This is a genomic window from bacterium, from assembly GCA_035559435.1.
GTDB lineage: Bacteria > Zixibacteria > MSB-5A5 > WJJR01 > WJJR01 > JACQFV01.
Genome location: DATMBC010000008.1, coordinates 1 through 17798 on the forward strand (window position 1 = coordinate 1; position 17798 = coordinate 17798).

A 17798-nucleotide genomic window follows, 5' to 3' on the forward strand; every position below is an offset into this window, starting at 1 on the left:
CGGGAAGATCGTCTGGCGCTGATACGGCGACCGACGGTGGCCGGGGAAAATAAAAAGGCGCGGCAACCGCGCCTTTGACTTCCAGCACGACTCAATCGATCAAGTGATTCTCATGCGCGTGCCAATCGCGCGCGCTCCCTACATGTTCAGCCGCGACGGCGGGGTCGGACGGAACACGAGGTAGCGTCCGTCGAGAATGCGACCCACCACCCTGGCGAACCGCTCCGGCTGGAGCGACTGGAGACCATAGAGGTTCCAGTTCTCCTTCTCCGCGGTGCGAGTGAATGGAATGGTTTTGCGCTTCGGCATCGCAGGCCTCCCGTGGCTTGTGGTCAGATGTCTTGCCATGGCGAAGGGCCGATCCCCGGCGCCAACATCCTCCGGCGATCCACGTGCACGATGACGCACTGTGGGACTTGCTTCGGGTATCTTACATCCCGGATCCGGGCGGGGACACTGCGAGGGCCGCCGGAACCGGCACGTCTGTCTAACTGCAGTACGCGGCCGACGTGTTTTTTGTGAGTTTTTTTGTCAGAACGTCGGCTGTTCCAGGCATCCCGCCACCGGCAGCGCCCCGCCGCGCCAGACATGGTCGATGAGACGGACAATGTCGGCGACGTTGGACACACAGTCCCCGTTCGGATCGGCCGCGTTGAGCGGCGACGGCGGCGGACCGGCGCGGAAGACGTAATTGATCAGATCGACCACGTCAGTCACATCCAGCACGCGATCGCCATTCTGGTCGCCCGGCAGGTACGGCGCCGGGTGGATCGTGATGTGGATCTGCTTGTGATCGTTGGTGAATCCGGCCGCGGCGGCGCGGATCAGGAATGAGCCGTCGGCGGTGTCGGTCGGGGTACCGGTGACGCGCCCGGTTGCCGGATCCAGCGACAACCCGGCCGGCAGGACGCCGTTGACGACGGTCAGAGTGATCGGCACGGCGGGGTTGCTGCATGCCGCGATCAGGGAGTCAAAGTATGGCTCGTATTGGACGGCGTCGATCAGACTGTCGGAGACCAGCTGGACCCCGTAGGTTTCGGAGTTGTGCGTATCGAGGATCCAGTTGAGCGGATCGAGATTGGTCACCAGCGCCGAATCAGGGCGAACGAGGTGGAAGTCCTGATCACGCAAGTTGTTCCAGAGGATCACGGTATCGGCTCCGACGCCGGTCCCCACCACCACCGGCACAGGCATGACGAAGGTCTGCGGACTGGTGGTCTGGGCCTGCCGCAGGCGAACAAACAGGTCGTACTGGCCATCGGACCGACCCCGGCAGACCGACGAGTAGAAGTACTGGGGGTAATAGAAGCCGTAAATCCATTCATCAAAGAACCAATTGAGATCCCGGCCCGACACCGCTTCGGCGAGGTCGCGGAACTCCTCGGTGACGACATCCTTGTAACGGAATTGCGGCGCGTTGTAGTAGGCCTGCAGCAGCTCGAAGAAGTCCGCGTCGCCGATCACGCCGCGCAGCATGTGCAGGACCCAGGCGCCCTTGTCATAGACGCGCAGACTGAAGATGTTGCCGACGTTGGTGGTGTCGTCGATGTAGATGCGGCCGCCGCTGTAATACTGCATCGAGGCCATATAGTTGCGATAGGCGGTCGCGCCGCCGTTGTGCTCGGCCCAGAGCGCCTCGGCGTAGGAGGCGAATCCCTCGTTCATCCAGATGTGGTGCCAGTCGCGGCAGGTGACCAGGTCGCCCCACCACTGGTGCGCCAGTTCATGGGCAATCACATATTCATTGAAGCCGAAGGAGCTGTAGGTGTGCGACGAGACAGTCTGGTGCTCCATCGCACCGCCCCAGGGGAAATGCGCGATGCCGTACTTTTCGGCGAGGAATGGATACTCGCCGAAGTAGCCGGCAAATGCTTCGATCTGGTTGACCGCGATCGGCCAGCGTAACAGCGCGGTCGACAGGGACTCGGGGTAGCAATAGAAGTTCACCGGCATCGAGTCGGCGCCATAGTGGTACCAGCGCGTGAAGCGCTCGTAGTTGGTGATCGCCAGGGACACCAGATAGGTGGTGATCGGATACGACTCGCGCCAGTGATAGGTCGAGGTGCCGTCGCCGTTGCCTGTCGAATCCAGCAGGGTGCCGTTGGAAACCGCGTAGAATGCCTCGTTGACCGTCACGATCATGTCGACCGAGTCGGCCTTGTCGGAGGGGGTGTCCTTGCATGGCCACCAGGACTGGGCCATGTACGGCTCGGACAATGTCGAGATGATCGGCACGCCGGCGTGGAGGTCGAAGGCGAACCCCTGGAAGCCGCCCTCGGTCGGGTGGCCATGGAAGTAGACCGTCAGGTCAAACAGGTCGCCGGTGTTGTAGACGGCCGGCAGTGTGGTGTAGATGAATCCGCCGACGTGGGTCCAGCCGATGGATTGGCCGGCGGTCTTGACCGAATCGACCACCATCGGGTCGAGAAAATTGAGCGTGGGCGCATTGAAACCATCGGTGCGCGCGCGGGCGGTCATGGTGGTGGAGCCGGCGATCTGGCCGGTCACCTCGTCGATGGCCAACTCGATGCGATAATGGACCGCGTCAAAGCCGCTCTGATCGAGCACGAGGTTGGGGACCATGCTCAGACGCATCCGCTGGAGGGCCGCGGCCTTGGCGGCGGCCTCTTCCGAGTGCATCGCCGACGGCCCCGCTTGCGCGGGGTCGACCGGAAGCGGCGCGTCATCGGCGGAGACAGAGGTGAAAAGCGCAAACACGACGACCACGGCGGAGGCAATACGGCGCAGCATTTCCTTCTCCCATCACGCGGCAGGACCAGGGGCCGGAGGCCCCGCGACCACATGCCATAAGATAAGCAGCGGCGGTGAAGTTCCCGGCGGCGATTTTGGCCCGGCGGCGATTGGGGACGAATTTTGACACGTTCAAAGCGACAACGGCCCGCCATGGCGGCGGGCCGTTGGAATGGCTGCGGATGTTGCGCTCAGGTGCCGGGATCATGCAGCGGCGGCGGGAGAATCGGGCCGCGCTTGAGGTTGCGGTCCATGCGCTGGACTTCCACTTCGCCGACCAGCACGCTCGGCGCGATGGCGGACACCGGCACCCACCCCGATTCGGCGCCGCAGACACCGTTGAACACGCCCGGATCGTTGCCGGCCGACTGGATGCTCTCCAACACCGCCAGCGGCGTGCCGATCAGCTCGACGCCGCGCACCAGCTCTTCGCGGCCATCGGCGACATAGACCTTCTTGACCACGCGCGGACGGACGCGCAGAGTCTGGACGCCATACGATGACGTGTTGGTCTCGCCGGCGGCAATGTCCTCGAAAATGAGGCCGTAGTCCTTGCCCTCCTTGCGGCACTCGGCCAACAGCAGCGCGCGCAGGGAATCGTAGGAGACCGGCGCGTCGGTGGAGACAAACAGCGAACCCATGCGGCTGACCGGTTCGCTCCACATGTCGCTGCGGCCATGCCCGTTGGAGGTTTTGATGTCCTTGATCGGCGTGCGGCACATCAGGAATCCGGTGAGAACGCCGTTTTCGACCAGCGAGGTGCGCTGCGCGGCTACTCCCTCATCGTCGTATGCGTAATGGCCATACAATTCGGCGCCGGCGGCGTGGGTCGCCGTCGGATCGTCGTAGACATCGAGGAAGTCAGGGATGATGCGCTGGTTCATCTTCTGTTTGAAGGTGTGTCCCTCCGATTCGCGCCGGGTGCGGTGGCCTTCGAGACGGTGTCCGAGCGCCTCATGGAAAAAGACGCCGGAGGCGCCGCTTCGGATGATCGCCGGGCCGGTGTAGGGCTCCATCACCGGCGCCTCGCGCAGCTGCAGGAGCAGACCGGCCAGCGAATCGGCGGCTCGGGCCAATGCGACGGAATCGGGCAGTCCGTCGGCGCGGTGAGTCTTCCAGACCGTCTCCAATGAAATCGGCATGCCGTCCTCGGCGCGGGTCTCGGCGGAAATCGAAATCGAGAAGTTCTGGAGATTGGTGCGCAGTTTGGTTCCCTCGGACGTCAGGAGATAGCGCATTTGCGAACTGGCCATGAAGTCGACATCGGAGGAGTGAATGAGCGGATGAACGCGGAAGCGCGCGGAAATGACGCGGACCAGCCCCTCCCAGCGTTTGCGGTCGATGGCAAGCGTGTCGACCGGATCGAGCCGCTCGACCTTCGGCGCCGGCGAGAAGTCATCGGGACGGTCGGGTTTGTCCACCTTCTGCACCCGGCGTCCGCGTTCGCCGATGAAGGTCTCCAGCGCGGTCTTGTAGCGGAAATCGGTCAGCAGCCAGAGGTCCTGCCGCAACGCGGCGGTGTCGTCGTCGATCGGCGCATACCGGCGCGAGTACATGTAGGAGTCGGAATCGCGCGGGTCGAAATAGAAGCCGTCGTCGTCGGAGGTGTTGTCGTCGATATAGTCGCCGACGCGCACATCGACGGCCAGGGCGCGGTAGCGATCGCCGCCGGCCGAGGTGAGGGCGCCGTAGCTGGCACGATAATCAACGGAGCGGACATCGGTCAGACGGTACGAGATGAAATACGGGGGCTCGTAATCGTCCAGCCGCAGACGGGCCACCGAACGGCCCATCTCGCTTTGCAGGGCCTGCAACAGCGGGTCGCCGGCGGCGGCGCGTCCCTGGCCGGCGGCGGATTCCACCAACGTGACCAGACAGACAATGGCAATGCAGAAGACCGTTCTCACTTACCCCTCCCTGGAATCAGGACTGAATGGACGCGGCGTTCATCAAATGAAAATCCGGCTTGGAAGGCCGGATAACAAGGACTCTCTTGCGTGGGATCATCGGCTTCGACGTCGTCCGGTGGCGCGTTTTTTCTCACTGCGCCGGGTCTTGGCCCGGGCGCGTGCCTTGCCCCGCGCCGCGGCGCGCTGCCGGCGGGCGGTATGCTTACGTACCATTTCCATCCGTAAAAGTTTCTCCAAACTCGCCTTGGCCGGATCAAAATCAAGCAAGACCGCCTCGAAGACCTCGTCGACGGTCTCCACCGGGATGTAGGTCATCTCCTTGGCGATCCGGCGCGGGACATCCTGCAGGTCCTTCACATTCTGCTTGGGGACGATGATCTTGTGGATCCCCACACGGTGCGCGGCGGCCACCTTCTCCTTGATCCCGCCCACCGGCAACACCTTGCCGCGCAGGGAGACTTCGCCGGTCATGGCGTAGTCGTTGCGGATCGGCCGCTCGGACATCACCGACGCGATGACCACGGAGACCGTGACGCCGGCGGAGGGGCCATCCTTGGGAATGGCGCCCGAGGGGAAGTGCACATGGATGTCGTAACTGGCGAAGTCGGAGTGGGGAATGCCCAGCCAGTCGGCGCGGGAGCGCACATAGGAATGCGCCGCCTGGATCGACTCGCGCATGACATCGCCCAATGAGCCGGTCGAGATCACCTGTCCGGAGCCGCGCATCTTGAGCGCCTCGATCAACATGATGTCGCCGCCGGTCTGGGTCCAGGCCACACCCATTGCCACGCCGATTTCGGGCTTCATCTCGGCCTTTTCCGGGATGAAGATGGGGGTGCCCAACAGTCGCTCGATGTGCTGGACTCCGACCCGGACAAAGCCGCGCTGCCCGGCGGCGCGCTGGCCGGCCAGGTGGCGACAGATGACCTCGAGGTACTTGTTCAGATTCGAGAGCCCGGCCTCCAGCGTGTACTCGCGGATGATCTTCTGCACCGCCGCCACGGTGAGCGTGAACTCCTCGGCCGGGAGATTGTGCTGGGCCAGCTGACGCGGCCAGAGGTAGTTGAAGGTGATCTCGATTTTCTCTTCGAGCAGATAACCGGGCAGATCGATAAACTCGAGATGCTCAGCCAACATCTCCGGCACGCTCTCGGGGTCGGTCGCGGTGCAGATGTAGAGGATCTTGGAGAGATCATACGGGAATTCGAGGTAGTAATCCCAGAACTCGCTATTGATCTCCGGATCGACCGCTTCCAACAGGACCGCCGAGAGATCGGGACGGTTGTTTTCGGTGCCGAGACGGTCCACGTCCTCCAGCAGGCAGATGGGGTTGACCACCTCGACGGCGCGCAGCTGGCGGATGATGCGTCCGGGCATCGCGCCGGGGAAGGTGCGGCGATTCCCCTTGAGCACACCCTCCGAGCGCAACAGGCCGAGGTTGAGGGTGATCATCGGACGGCGCAGCGCCTTGGCGATGCCTTTGGCCAGTTGCGTCTTGCCGATACCGGAGGCGCCGGTCAGGCAGAGAACGTTCGGCGCGGGACGTCCGGTGCGGTGCATGACCGCCAGGTACTCGCAGATGCGGTCCTTGGCGCGCTTCTGACCATAGAACTGGCCGTCGAGGATGTGGCGGATTTCGTCCCCGTCGGTGCGCTCGTGGGCCAGCGCAGTCCAGGGAATGTGGATCAGCCAGTCGATGTAGTTGCGGATTTCCGTGTATTCCGCCGAGGCGGTCGAGATCATGCGCAGGCGTTCGAGTTCATTGCGGGCGCGACGCGCCACCGAGACCGGCAGCCCGGCTGCGGCGATCTGCTCGGCCAATTGGTCGTGTTCATTGGCGCCGGGCTCCAGCGACTCCAGTTCCTTACGCAACGCGGTCAATTCAGAGCGGAGCAGCTCGGCTTTTTGCCGGCGCTCGTTGGAGGCGCGCACACGACGCGCCAGATCGGCGCGACGTCCCGCCTCCTCAACCTCGCCCCGCAGCAGATCGGCCAGCAGGTCGAGACGCGCCCCCGGATCGGCCAATTGCGCCAGACGCCACTTCTCTTCCTGCGGAAAGTGCACCGCCGCGGCGATTCGGTCGGCGAAGTGGTCGGCGCGGTCGCGCGCCAGTTCGGCAATCTTCAGAAGCTCCGCCGGGTACTGCACGGAGCGGTTGACCAGGGTGGCGAGAAGACCGGCGCAAAGGTCGATTTTCTCCTGCCACGCCGGCACCGGGACGGTCAGCTCCTCGACCGGACGCACCATGAGCCGCACGGCCGTCTCTTCGCCGATAATCGCCAGCCGCTGCCCGCGATAGAGGCCTTCTAAATCAACCCGCAATTGCCCCGGTCCCAGTTCACGCAAAGACAGAAGCCGGCAGACCACGCCGATGTCGGGGAGGTTCTGCGGCGCGCGACGGGGGTCGGCATCATCGTGGGTCCAGTAAATCCAGAACTGCTCCCCCTCGTGGGCGCGCGACAGGGCCTCGTAGGCATAGGAAAATCGCAGGACGGCGGAGACCACGGCCAGTGGGAATGGGACCTCGGCCTGCAACGGGATGCAGGGCAAGGTGACCGCGCCGGCACGCTCGCCGGTCTGCTCAGGGGGCCGTTTTTCGTCCACGTACATCTGCCTTTGCCGCCATGCCGCGGGCCGGGTTATGGTGTGGAATCCACCCCATATAACCAGATTTCGGCCGGTTTGGCTCCGCTGTCCACCCGGGGACAGGGACTATAATCTGCCGACGGCGGTCGGAGGCAATCAATTAACGTCGACTTGAAGAAAAAATGCAGAAGACGAACACAATATATTGCGGCACAACAAATTAAAAGGGCGCGCCGAGCGCGCCCTTTTCTGGTTCTCATGGTCGGAATGGGATTCTACTGCGCCTGTGGGGCCCCGCCCCGCTGAACCGTCGCCGCCTGGAGCCCCTTGGGACCCTGGACGACTTCAAAGTAGACGCGCTCACCCTCTTTGAGGGTCTTGAATCCGTCGCCATGAATCGCGGAGTAGTGGACAAACACATCCCGGTTGTCGCCATCCTGGCGAATGAAACCGTACCCCTTGGCGTCGTTGAACCATTTCACGTTTCCTTCCGGCAACTGCGTCACCACCTTTCGCCGTTGAACGTTAATGCCTTAATGCCTTGGAACAGTTATCAACGGCCTGGACATCCGTGGCAGCCAACACCGATGCCGCCCACGTTTGGCACACGGCAAAAACTAGAGCACCCGACTCTTGCGTCCCGGAGCCGATAGCTATAGAACTACTCCGAGAAACGAGCAGGAGCACGGATTTTCACACAGCGGTGTTGGGGCCTGGAACGATCACTTCCAAAATACACACGCGACTCCCGCTGTCAACAGGAATCTATACAGGAGATAGCGACAGTTCCTGTCAGTTGGAGACGATTTTCAGCCCCGACGACCGGTCATTCTGACGATGACAATCGAGAGTTCATAGAGGATATAGAGCGGTCCGGCCAGCATCAGCTGGGAAAAGACATCCGGCGAGGGGGTAATTGCCGCGGCGACCACCAGGATGCCGACGACGGCGTAGCGACGGCCGCGTCTGAGCATCCCGCTGTCGATCAAGCCGATGCGTCCGAGGAAGAACGAGACGATCGGCAGTTCAAACACCGCCCCGAACCCCAGGCACATCCAGGAGACAAAGCTGATGTAGCGTCCAACGCTGATCAGCGGCTGAATCTTTTCGGTCCCGAATCCCAGCAGAAATTGCATTCCGACCGGCAGCACGAGGAAAAAGCAGAAGGCGGCGCCGCCGACAAAGGCGATGGTCGCCAGGATCACCACCGGGATCACCAGCCGCGCCTCGTTGCGGTAGAGCCCGGGAACCACAAACTGCCAGATCTGCCAGAAGACCACCGGCAACGCCGCCAGCAGCCCGGTAATGATCGACAGTTTGATGCGGACGGAGAAGGCCTCGGTCGGGGCGTTGAAGTACACCGCGCCGATGTCCCGTGTCAGGAAGTTGAGGATGTGGTCGGTGAAGAAGTAGGCGACGATGGAAAAAAGCAGAATGGAGGCGGCCGATTTGACCAGCCGCCAGCGCAATTCCTCGAGGTGTTCGAGGAAGGACATTTCGCGGCTGTCGGTTTCGGCGGGCATGGTCGGGGCGAGACGAACGGACTATCCGAGCATGCGCCGGAGTTCTTCGACGAACTCGGTTTTGTCCTGGAATTTGCGGTAGACCGAGGCGAAGCGGACATAGGCCACCTCGTCGGTCGCCTTGAGGATATCCATCACCGTCTCGCCAATGAACTTCGAGGCCACCTCTCCCTTGGAGAGGGCATAGAGCCGCTTTTCAACCTCGTCGACGATCGCCTCGATCTTCTTCTGGTCGATGGGGCGCTTCTTGCAGGCCAGCCGCAGTCCCTCGATCAGCTTGCTGCGGTCGTAGGGCTCCTGACGGCCATCGTTCTTGATGACCATCAGTTCGACCTTCTCGACATATTCGTAGGTCGTGAAGCGTTCGTTGCAGCGCAGGCATTCGCGGCGGCGGCGGACACCTCTCCCCTCCCGCACCGAGCGGGAGTCGACGACGCGGTCTTCTTCAAATCCACAAAAGGGGCAGCGCATAGCGTCTAGACCTGTCCGGTTACGATCACCTTGTCGCCGCGTTCGGCGCCGGTCAACCCGGCGGCCGAGAATTCGGGAGCGGCGATTTCCACCAGTCCGGTTCCGTTGATCACCGCGCCCAGCGGCCCGTGAATGGCGGCGTAGCCGCGCGAGAGACCGCCAACGGGACGTCCCCTGAGCGTAATCAACACATCATGGTCGGCGAAGGTCGCGGCAACCAGCGCGACCGGAATGTTGCTGATCAGGTTGCCGAAGCGGTCCGCCAGCAACACTTCGCCTTCGATCCGCCCGCGTCCGACCTCCGGCTCCGGCCAGGCCAGATCGACCACCGCGGGAACGTCCTCGCCGATCGCATCGGGCTGGACCCCGGAGGCCAAATGCGCCGCGACCGGCGCGAACAGATCGCGCCCATCGAATGTAAGGCCCGGCGGGCCGAGACGGTAGGCGGTATTCTCGATGGCAAAGTAGCGGCGGGGAGCCATCTCCTGCGCCGCCCAGGTCAGCATCCCGTTGTCCGGCCCGAGCAGGAAGCCCCGCTCCGTCTCGATTAGGATCGCGCGCCGGCGGGTTCCGACCCTGGGATCGACCACGCCGATATGAATGCTCCCCTTGGGATAAAAGGGCGCGGCCTGATAGAGCGCCCAGGCGCCGTGGACGATGTCATGGGGCGGGATGTCGTGGGCGATGCTGACCACTTCGGCGTCGGCGCAGATGGATTTGATCACGCCGAGTATAGCGCCGACGGTCCCATCGGCATAGCCGAAATCGGTGGTCAGGGTGATGAGCGGGCGCGCCACAGGAGCAATCTGCCATGCGCCGGGATGCCACGCCACGCGAATTTTCGCCGCGCGCACGCAACCATCGCATTCCGACCTGGTCGCGGCGCCCTGTGCCGCGACTGGCCGGGAATCTTTGTTCTCCAGGAGGACAGCCAATCTTGTCTGTCCATCGCCTCGTGAGGTGGGCCCGCTCCTGGGACCCGCCGAACGAGGCGATACGCGCGGCAGGGCGGCCCTCCCGCCAGATGCCATCCCCGATCGAGGAGCAAAGTGCGCCCCTCAATCGGGGATGGCAGGTCAGACAGGAATGTCTGACCTCCTGACTTGCTGCTTGCGATGGTTCTACCGCGTGGAGTCGTCCAGCCAGCGCAGATAATCGGCCGAGCCGTCGATGATCGGGAGGACGATCACCTCCGGACACTCATAAGATGAGAATCCCTTGATCGTTCCCTCAACCCGATCGGTCAGATCGAAGCGGGTCTTGATCACCAGCAGGCACTCGGTATCCTTGCGCAGTTTGCCCTGCCAGCGATAAACGGACGTGACTTTCTCGACGATGTTGACACAGGCGGCGGCGCCATCGCCGACCAAACGCTCGGCGATGCGTTCCGCCTCGCTTTTCGAGGCGCAGGTCGAGAGCACGACGGCGTACTCGTGGCGCGAAGGATGCATGGCTGTCAGACGGCCGCCGGCTGGCGCAGACGCGACGCGTAGAGCGGGAAACGGGCGCAGAGGGCCATGACCTCGTCGGCGACCTTTCGCTCGACCGTGGAATTGCCCAAGTCGGCGATCACCTGGTGGATCATGTCGGCAATCTGGATCATCTCGGCTTCCTTCATGCCGCGGGTGGTGACCGCCGGGGTGCCGATGCGGATGCCCGAGGTGACCAACGGCTTGGCCGGGTCGAACGGGACCGCGTTCTTGTTCACGGTGATGCGCGCGCGGTCGAGCGCCTCTTCGACGGCTTTGCCGGTGATCCCCTTCTCGATGAACGAAACCAGCATCAGGTGGGTGTCGGTGCCGCCGGAGACAATGTGGTACCCGTGCGACTTGAGGCGTTCGGCCATGGACTTGGCATTGGCAACGATTTGCTTCTGGTAGGTCTTGAATTCTGGCTGTAGCGCCTCCTGGAAGGCCACCGCCTTGGCCGCAATCACATGCATGAGCGGCCCGCCCTGGATGCCCGGCATCACGGTGCGGTCGAGATCCTTGGCGTACTTTTCCCTGCACATGATCATCCCGCCGCGCGGGCCGCGCAGGGTTTTGTGGGTGGTGGTGGTGACGAAATCGGCATACGGAATCGGCGAGGGATGCAGACCGGCGACGATCAATCCAGCGATGTGGGCGATGTCGACCATGAGATAGGCGCCGCAGGCGTCGGCGGCTTCGCGGAATCTGGCGAAGTCGAGAGTGCGCGGATAGGCCGAGGCGCCGGCCACGATCATCTTCGGCTGGACCTCCTTGGCCTTGGCGATCATCGCATCGTAGTCGATGGTCTCGGTCTCGCGGGTCACGCCGTAGTCGTGGACCTCAAAGAGGAACCCGGAGAAATTGAGCGGATGGCCATGGGTCAGGTGTCCGCCATGGGAGAGATTCAGCCCCATGATCTTCTCGCCCGGCTTGAGCACCGTGAAGTAGACCCCCATGTTGGCCTGCGAGCCGGAGTGCGGCTGGACGTTGGCGTGCTCGCAGCCGAAGAGCGCCTTGGCCCGTTCGCGGGCCAGATTCTCGGCCACGTCGACGTATTCGCAGCCGCCATAGTACCGTTTACCGGGGTATCCCTCGGCGTACTTGTTGGTCATCACCCCGCCCATCGCCTCGAGCACCGCTTCGGAGACGAAATTCTCCGAGGCGATCAGTTCGAGTTTTTCGGCCTGACGGTGCGTTTCGCCGAGGATGGCATTGAACAGTTCGGGGTCGGTCTGGGCAAGGGCGGACATGGTATGATCTCCTGGTCGGGCGCATCCGCAAGGGACACACCGGAGGTGAGATAGCAAAGAATGCGGGACTTAACAAGTGGGTCTGGAAGGATTGTGACGGGGCCGGGCGGTGGTTTCTGGGATCTGCGATCGGCTCCAATGCGCCAGAGGCGGCTTGAGAGCCGCCTCTACGGGTTGTTATTGATGGAATCGGGTCAGCGGGCGCCGACCGGCTGCGGGCGTTTGATGGTGACCGGGGTCAGCCAGCCAAAGTTGTCGGGCGCCTCGCCGCCGATGATGGCGAAATAGCGCTCCTGGAGACGCTTGGTGATCGGACCGCGACGGCCGTTGCCGATTGGAATGCGGTCCACCGAGGCAATCGGGGTGATCTCGGCGGCGGAGCCCGATAGGAAGACCTCATCGGCGATGTAGAGCGCCTCGCGCGGGAGTCGCTCCTCGAGCACCTTGATTCCCATCTCCTCGGCCAGCCGCATCACCGTGTCGCGGGTGATCCCGGAGAGCACCGAGGAGGCAACCGGTGGCGTGGAGAGGACGCCATTGTGGACGAGGAAAACGTTTTCACCCGAACCCTCGGAGATGTACCCCGCGGTGTCGAGGGCGATGCCTTCGACATAACCGTTGGCGATGGCCTCCATCTTGATCAACTGCGAATTCATGTAGTTGGCGGCGGTCTTGGCCAGGGCGGGGAATGTGTTCGGCGCCATCCGGCTCCACGACGAGACGCAGACATTGACGCCGTTTTCCAAAGCCTCCGGACCGAGGTACTTTCCCCAGTTCCAGACCGCGATGGCGACATCGACCGGGCAGCCGGCCGGATTGACGCCCATGGAGCCATAGCCGCGGTAGATCACCGGGCGAATGTAACATTCCTCGAGGTTGTTCAGCGAGATCAGCTCGATGATGGCGGCGTTAATCTCGTCCGGCGTGTACGGCACCTCCATCCGGTAGATCTTGGCGGAGTTGAACAGGCGCTTGGTGTGGTCCTGCAACCGGAAGATGGCGGAGCCGCGGGCGTTCTTGTAACAGCGCAGCCCCTCGAACACCGATGAACCGTAGTGGACAACGTGCGAGAGGATGTGGATGCGGGCATCGTCCCAGTCGACGAACTCGCCGTTCATCCAGATCTTGTCGACCTTCTCCAACGCCATGCGACCTCCCCGGGGGGTGGGAGTGTGAGTGTCGGTTCGTCCACGTCCGCAAACCAGCGACGACAACCTATCATAACATCCCGCGCGGCGATTTCAAGCGGTTTCCGCCCCGAAATTGTCAGGGCCAGCGGCGGTCGCGACGGGGTCTGGGCCAGCCCATGTGTTCTACGCCCCGCGACGGGGAAACGTTGCAGGTCCGCGGCCGCCAGCGCGTGAAACAGGCATCCGGACTTAAACCACGTTGTCAAACTCACGCAGGATATAACGGGAAATGACAATGCGTTGGATTTCCGAGGTGCCCTCGCCGATTTCGCAGAGTTTCACGTCGCGGAAGTGACGTTCCACCCGGTTGGCGGTGACGTAACCATGGCCACCGAGGACCTGGATCGCTTGGTAGGCGCACTGGTGGCCGATTTCAGAGGCATACAGTTTGGCCATCGCCGACTGCTTGGCGAACGGTTTGCCGTGATCCTTCAGCCAGGCGGCGTGGTAGACCAGGTGACGTGCCGCCTCGATTTGCGTGCCCATGTCGGCCAGCTTGAACTGAATGGCCTGGTGCTCGGCAATCGGTTTGCCGAACTGAATGCGCGTCTTGGCATAACGCGCGGCGATTTCATATGCGCCTTGGGCCAGACCGAGGGCCATGGCGCCGATCGAGATGCGCCCGCCATCGAGGGTCTTCATGAACTGTTTGAACCCCTCCCCTTCCGGGCCGAGCATCTGATCGTTCGAGACGCGCACGTTATCGAAGTGAAGCGTGGCGGTGTCGGAGCCGCGCAGCCCCATCTTGTTTTCCTTCTTCCCCACCGAGAAGCCGGGTGTGCTCTTGTGCAGGAGGAAGGAGGAGATTCCCTTGGCGCCGATGCCGGGCCGGGTGACGGCGGTGCAGATCACCCATTCGGCGAAATGCGGGTTGGTGATGAAGCACTTGCCGCCATTGATGACCCAATCGTTGCCGTCGCGCACCGCGGTGGTCTTGGTGCCGGAGGCATCGGAACCGGCGCCCGGTTCGGTGAGGCCGAAGACGATCATGTCGCCTTTCTCGGCCACGCCGGTGAGAACCCGGCGGCGCTGCTCGGCATTGCCAAAGACATCGATGGGATAGACGCCCAGCGAATTGGCGGCGGCGACGGTGATCCCGGTCGAGCCGCAGACCCGCGAGAGCTCCTCGACGGCGACCGCATAGGTCAGCGTATCGAAGCCGGGCCCGCCGAACTCGCGCGGGCAGAGCAGACTCAAAAACTTGCGGTCCTTCAGTTCCTGCAGGAGGGCCGGCTCAAATTCGGCGGCCTGATCCATCCGGTCGCCGGCGGGCGCCACGACCGTGTCAGCGAATTCGCGGACCTGACTTCGGAACTCTTCGACTTTGGGATCCCACCACATGTCTACTTTTTCTCCGCGAGAATGGCCCGTGAAATGACAATGCGCTGCGCTTCGGAGGTGCCTTCGTAGATTTCGGTGATGCGAGCATCGCGGAAGTAGCGTTCGACCGCATACTCCTTCATGTATCCGTAGCCGCCGTGAATTTGCACCGCCTGATCGGCGACCCAGTTGGCGGTCTCCGAGGCGAAGAGCTTGGCCTCGGAGGCCTCGCGCGAAACCCGCTCGCCGGCGCCCATACGGCGGACGGCGTGGTCGACCATCAACCGGGCCGCGTCGAGTTTCATCCGCATGTCGGCCAGTTTGAAGGCGATGGCCTGGAATTCACAGATCGGTTTGCCGAACTGTTCGCGGACTTTGGAATACTTGAGCGCCTCCTCGTAGGCGGCCTCGCCGATGGCCAGTGCCTGGATCGCGACCCCGATGCGGCCATGATCCAGCTGCGACAGCGCGATTTTGAACCCCTGCCCTTCTTCGCCCAGACGGTTGGCCTTGGGGACGCGCACATCGACGAAGGAGACCGAGCGGGTGTCGGAGCACTTGATGCCCATTTTGCGCTCGGGCTTGCCGACGGCGACCCCGGGGGTGTGACGATCGACCAGCACGGCGCTGATGCCGCGGGTGCCGGCGTTGACGTCGGTGCGACAGAAGACAAGGTAAAAACTGGCGTAGTCGGCGTTGGTCACAAACATCTTCTCGCCATTGAGGACATACGCGTCGCCGTCGGACTTCGCCGAGAGCCGCAGGGCGCCGGCGTCGGTGCCCGCGTGCGGCTCGGAGAGACAATAAGCCCCCAGTTTGCCGGCGCACATGGCCGGCAGCCACTGGCGGCGCTGCTCCTCGGTGCCGAAGCGCCGAATCGCCCCGCCGACCAGCGAGTTGTGCACCGACATGATGATCCCCAGCCCGGCCGAGGCGCGATTGAACTCCTCGTGCATGACGGCATAGGAGACCGCATCCAGCCCCATGCCGCCGTATTCCTCCGGACAGAGCAGACTGAAGTAGCCCAGCTCGACCATTTCCCGGAAGATCTCGTCGGGGACACGTTCGGCGTGGTCCCACGCCTCGACATTGGGGCGGACGCGCTTGTCGCAGAACTCGCGCGCGGCATCGCGCAACATCTTCTGTTCGTCGGTCAGTGTGTGGTCAAACACGGTGTCACTTCCTCAATGGGCGCGGCGCGAAGGACGGCCGCGCGCCCGTTAGGCTTTGGCGTAGTCGTAAAATCCACGGCCGCTTTTGCGTCCGAGTTGCCCGGCGTGCACCATCTTTTTCAGAAGCGGGCAGGGCCGGTAGCGGGGATCGCCCAATCCGGTGTGGAGCACATTCATGATATCGAGGCAGACATCCAGTCCGATGAAGTCGGCCAGCGTCAGCGGACCCATCGGATGGTTCATGCCCAGTTTCATCACCTCGTCGATGGCCGGCGCATCGGCCACGCCCTCCATCAGGCAGAAGACTGCCTCGTTGATGAGCGGCATCAGCACGCGGTTGGACACGAAGCCGGGGTAATCGTTGACGCTGACGCCGGTCTTGCCGAGACGGGCGCAGAGGTCGACGATAACCGCCATGGTCTCGTCGGAGGTGCGATGTCCGCGGATGATCTCCACCAATTTCATCACCGGGACGGGGTTCATGAAGTGCATCCCGACAAACCGGTCGGGACGTCCGGTGGCGGCCGCCAGCAGCGTAATCGGCAATGACGACGTGTTGGTGGCGATGATCGCCTTGTCCCCCAATGCGCGATCGACTTTCCCCAACAGTTCGCGTTTGGCTTCGAGATTCTCGAAGATCGCCTCGATGGCCAGTTCACAGCCGGCGACATCGGCGGTGATGTTGCTGGTCTTGAGCCGGGAGAGGGTGGCGGCCTTATCGGTGTCGGTGAGGATGCCCTTTTTCACCTGACGGTCGAGGTTGGCGGTAATGGTGGCCAGCGCGCGGGAGAGGATGTCGGGGGTGGTGTCAATCAGCGTGACCGAGAAACCGCTCTGCGCGAAGACGTGAGCAATTCCATTGCCCATGGTGCCGGCGCCGAGGACGGCGACATTCCTGATGTGTGCGGAAACGCTCATACTGTTCCTCAGTTCTCGATTTCGATGGCCAGGGCGACCGCGTTGCCGCCGCCGAGGCAGAGGGTGGCCAGGCCCCGGGACTTGTTGCGGTCCTTGAGGGCGTAGATAAGCGTGGTGAGGATGCGCGCGCCGGAGGCGCCGATCGGATGCCCAAGGGCAATTGCGCCGCCGTGGACATTGACCCGGTCCCAGTCCCAGCCCAACTCACGACCATCGGCGATGCACTGCGCCGCGAATGCCTCGTTGGCCTCGATCAGGTCCCAGTGCCCGATCTCCACGTTGAGCTTCTTCATGAGCTTGCGCACCGCGTAGATGGGCGAATAAAACAGCAGCTCCGGATCGGTGCCGGCGACGGCGTAGTCGATGACGCGGGCCAGCGGCTTGAGGTTGTGCGCCTGCGCATAGGCGCGCGAGGCGACGATGAGCGCGCTGGCGCCGTCGTTGAGACCGGGCGCGTTGCCGGCGGTCACGGTCCCATCCTTTTGGAATGCCGGCTTGAGATGGGCGAGGGTGTCGACGGTGGTGCCGGGACGGGGGCACTCGTCCTTTTCGAACTTGATGGGATCGCCCTTGCGCTGCGGGACTTCGACGGGCACGATTTCGGCGGCGAACTTGCCGGATGCGATGGCGGCCAGCGCCTTGGCGTGCGAGCCGGCGGCGTACTCGTCCTGATCGCGGCGGGTGATGTTCGATTTTTTCGCCGTCAGTTCGGCGGCGTTGCCCATATGGAAGTTGTTGAACGAGTCCCAGAGACCGTCGAGGACCATCGAGTCCTTCATGATCTGATCGCCGAACTTCAGCCCCTTTTTGGCGCCGTGCAGAACGAACGGCGTGTTGGACATCGACTCCATGCCGCCGGCCACGACCAACGCCTGATCGCCGGCGCGGATCGACTGGGCGGCGAGCATGACGGCCTTGAGACCGGACCCGCAAACCTTGTTGATGGTCATGCAGCCGACCGCCGACGGCACGCCGCCGTGAATGGCGGCCTGACGCGCGGGGGCCTGCCCGGCGCCCGCCTGCACCACCTGGCCCATGATCACTTCATCGATATCGTCGCCGCCGATGCCGGCGCGACGGACCGCCTCGCGGATGGCGATCGCGCCCAACTGCGTCGCGCTGAAGTTCGACAGCCCGCCCTGGTAGGTTCCGATCGCCGTGCGGCAGGCGGAGAGGATGACGGCTTCATTCTGGGGGTTCGGCATTGTTCACCTCGTTTGCTGGCCATGTAGAGGCGG

General features: G+C 63.2%; 15 protein-coding genes. All 15 read right to left on the minus strand.

The annotated features are described in order from the left end of the window. Positions 1-138: 138 nt before the first annotated feature. The 15 genes from VNN55_00245 to VNN55_00315 all read right to left on the minus strand — a co-directional run bounded on the left by VNN55_00245 (position 139) and on the right by VNN55_00315 (position 17765). Positions 139-309 (minus strand): hypothetical protein, encoded by a 171-nt coding sequence (locus tag VNN55_00245; protein HWO55978.1) that lies wholly within the window; start codon positions 307-309, stop codon positions 139-141. Positions 310-531: 222 nt separating this feature from the next. Next, positions 532-2751: a M1 family aminopeptidase gene (locus tag VNN55_00250; GenBank protein HWO55979.1), complete on the minus strand. Its 2220-nt coding sequence runs from the start codon at positions 2749-2751 to the stop codon at positions 532-534. Between the two features lie 191 nt (positions 2752-2942). Further along, a complete protein-coding gene (locus VNN55_00255) occupies positions 2943-4658 on the minus strand; it encodes a metallopeptidase TldD-related protein (GenBank protein ID HWO55980.1) in 1716 nt (571 codons plus the stop codon). A 96-nt stretch (positions 4659-4754) separates the two neighbouring features. Next, complete coding sequence (gene lon / locus VNN55_00260) at positions 4755-7265, minus strand: endopeptidase La (GenBank protein HWO55981.1); 2511 nt, start codon at positions 7263-7265, stop codon at positions 4755-4757. 257 nt (positions 7266-7522) lie between these two features. Further along, positions 7523-7744, minus strand: a complete 222-nt coding sequence (locus VNN55_00265) for a cold-shock protein (GenBank protein HWO55982.1) — start codon at positions 7742-7744, stop codon at positions 7523-7525. 312 nt (positions 7745-8056) lie between these two features. Beyond that, complete coding sequence (tatC, locus tag VNN55_00270; protein HWO55983.1) at positions 8057-8770, minus strand: twin-arginine translocase subunit TatC; 714 nt, start codon at positions 8768-8770, stop codon at positions 8057-8059. A 21-nt stretch (positions 8771-8791) separates the two neighbouring features. Beyond that, on the minus strand, positions 8792-9241 hold the full coding sequence (nrdR, locus tag VNN55_00275; GenBank protein ID HWO55984.1) for a transcriptional regulator NrdR: 450 nt from the start codon (positions 9239-9241) through the stop codon (positions 8792-8794). A gap of 5 nt (positions 9242-9246) precedes the next feature. Beyond that, complete coding sequence (locus VNN55_00280; GenBank protein HWO55985.1) at positions 9247-10038, minus strand: SAM-dependent chlorinase/fluorinase; 792 nt, start codon at positions 10036-10038, stop codon at positions 9247-9249. 324 nt (positions 10039-10362) lie between these two features. Continuing rightward, entirely contained in the window at positions 10363-10692 is a 330-nt protein-coding gene (gene cutA, locus VNN55_00285) for a divalent-cation tolerance protein CutA (protein ID HWO55986.1), read from the minus strand. 5 nt (positions 10693-10697) lie between these two features. Beyond that, on the minus strand, positions 10698-11960 hold the full coding sequence (gene glyA / locus VNN55_00290; GenBank protein HWO55987.1) for a serine hydroxymethyltransferase: 1263 nt from the start codon (positions 11958-11960) through the stop codon (positions 10698-10700). A gap of 194 nt (positions 11961-12154) precedes the next feature. Beyond that, on the minus strand, positions 12155-13108 hold the full coding sequence (locus VNN55_00295) for a branched-chain amino acid transaminase (GenBank protein ID HWO55988.1): 954 nt from the start codon (positions 13106-13108) through the stop codon (positions 12155-12157). 231 nt (positions 13109-13339) lie between these two features. Continuing rightward, positions 13340-14491 carry an acyl-CoA dehydrogenase family protein gene (locus VNN55_00300; GenBank protein ID HWO55989.1) on the minus strand — a complete coding sequence of 384 codons (1152 nt, stop codon included), beginning with the start codon at positions 14489-14491 and terminating at the stop codon, positions 13340-13342. 2 nt (positions 14492-14493) lie between these two features. After that, a complete protein-coding gene (locus tag VNN55_00305) occupies positions 14494-15642 on the minus strand; it encodes an acyl-CoA dehydrogenase family protein (GenBank protein ID HWO55990.1) in 1149 nt (382 codons plus the stop codon). Between the two features lie 48 nt (positions 15643-15690). Next, positions 15691-16560, minus strand: coding sequence for a 3-hydroxybutyryl-CoA dehydrogenase (locus VNN55_00310; GenBank protein HWO55991.1), 870 nt, complete (start codon positions 16558-16560; stop codon positions 15691-15693). 8 nt (positions 16561-16568) lie between these two features. Next, positions 16569-17765 (minus strand): acetyl-CoA C-acetyltransferase, encoded by a 1197-nt coding sequence (locus tag VNN55_00315; protein ID HWO55992.1) that lies wholly within the window; start codon positions 17763-17765, stop codon positions 16569-16571. Positions 17766-17798 lie beyond the last annotated feature (33 nt).

Excerpts from the sequence above, each read along its gene's own strand:
- VNN55_00250 (HWO55979.1), bottom strand. The coding sequence starts at position 2,751 with ATGCTGCGCCGTATTGCCTCCGCCGTGGTCGTCGTGTTTGCGCTTTTC.
- VNN55_00315 (HWO55992.1), bottom strand. The coding sequence starts at position 17,765 with ATGCCGAACCCCCAGAATGAAGCCGTCATCCTCTCCGCCTGCCGCACG.
- VNN55_00295 (HWO55988.1), bottom strand. The coding sequence starts at position 13,108 with ATGGCGTTGGAGAAGGTCGACAAGATCTGGATGAACGGCGAGTTCGTC.
- glyA (HWO55987.1), bottom strand. The coding sequence starts at position 11,960 with ATGTCCGCCCTTGCCCAGACCGACCCCGAACTGTTCAATGCCATCCTC.
- VNN55_00300 (HWO55989.1), bottom strand. The coding sequence starts at position 14,491 with ATGTGGTGGGATCCCAAAGTCGAAGAGTTCCGAAGTCAGGTCCGCGAA.
- tatC (HWO55983.1), bottom strand. The coding sequence starts at position 8,770 with ATGCCCGCCGAAACCGACAGCCGCGAAATGTCCTTCCTCGAACACCTC.
- VNN55_00245 (HWO55978.1), bottom strand. The coding sequence starts at position 309 with ATGCCGAAGCGCAAAACCATTCCATTCACTCGCACCGCGGAGAAGGAG.
- VNN55_00310 (HWO55991.1), bottom strand. The coding sequence starts at position 16,560 with ATGAGCGTTTCCGCACACATCAGGAATGTCGCCGTCCTCGGCGCCGGC.
- cutA (HWO55986.1), bottom strand. The coding sequence starts at position 10,692 with ATGCATCCTTCGCGCCACGAGTACGCCGTCGTGCTCTCGACCTGCGCC.
- nrdR (HWO55984.1), bottom strand. The coding sequence starts at position 9,241 with ATGCGCTGCCCCTTTTGTGGATTTGAAGAAGACCGCGTCGTCGACTCC.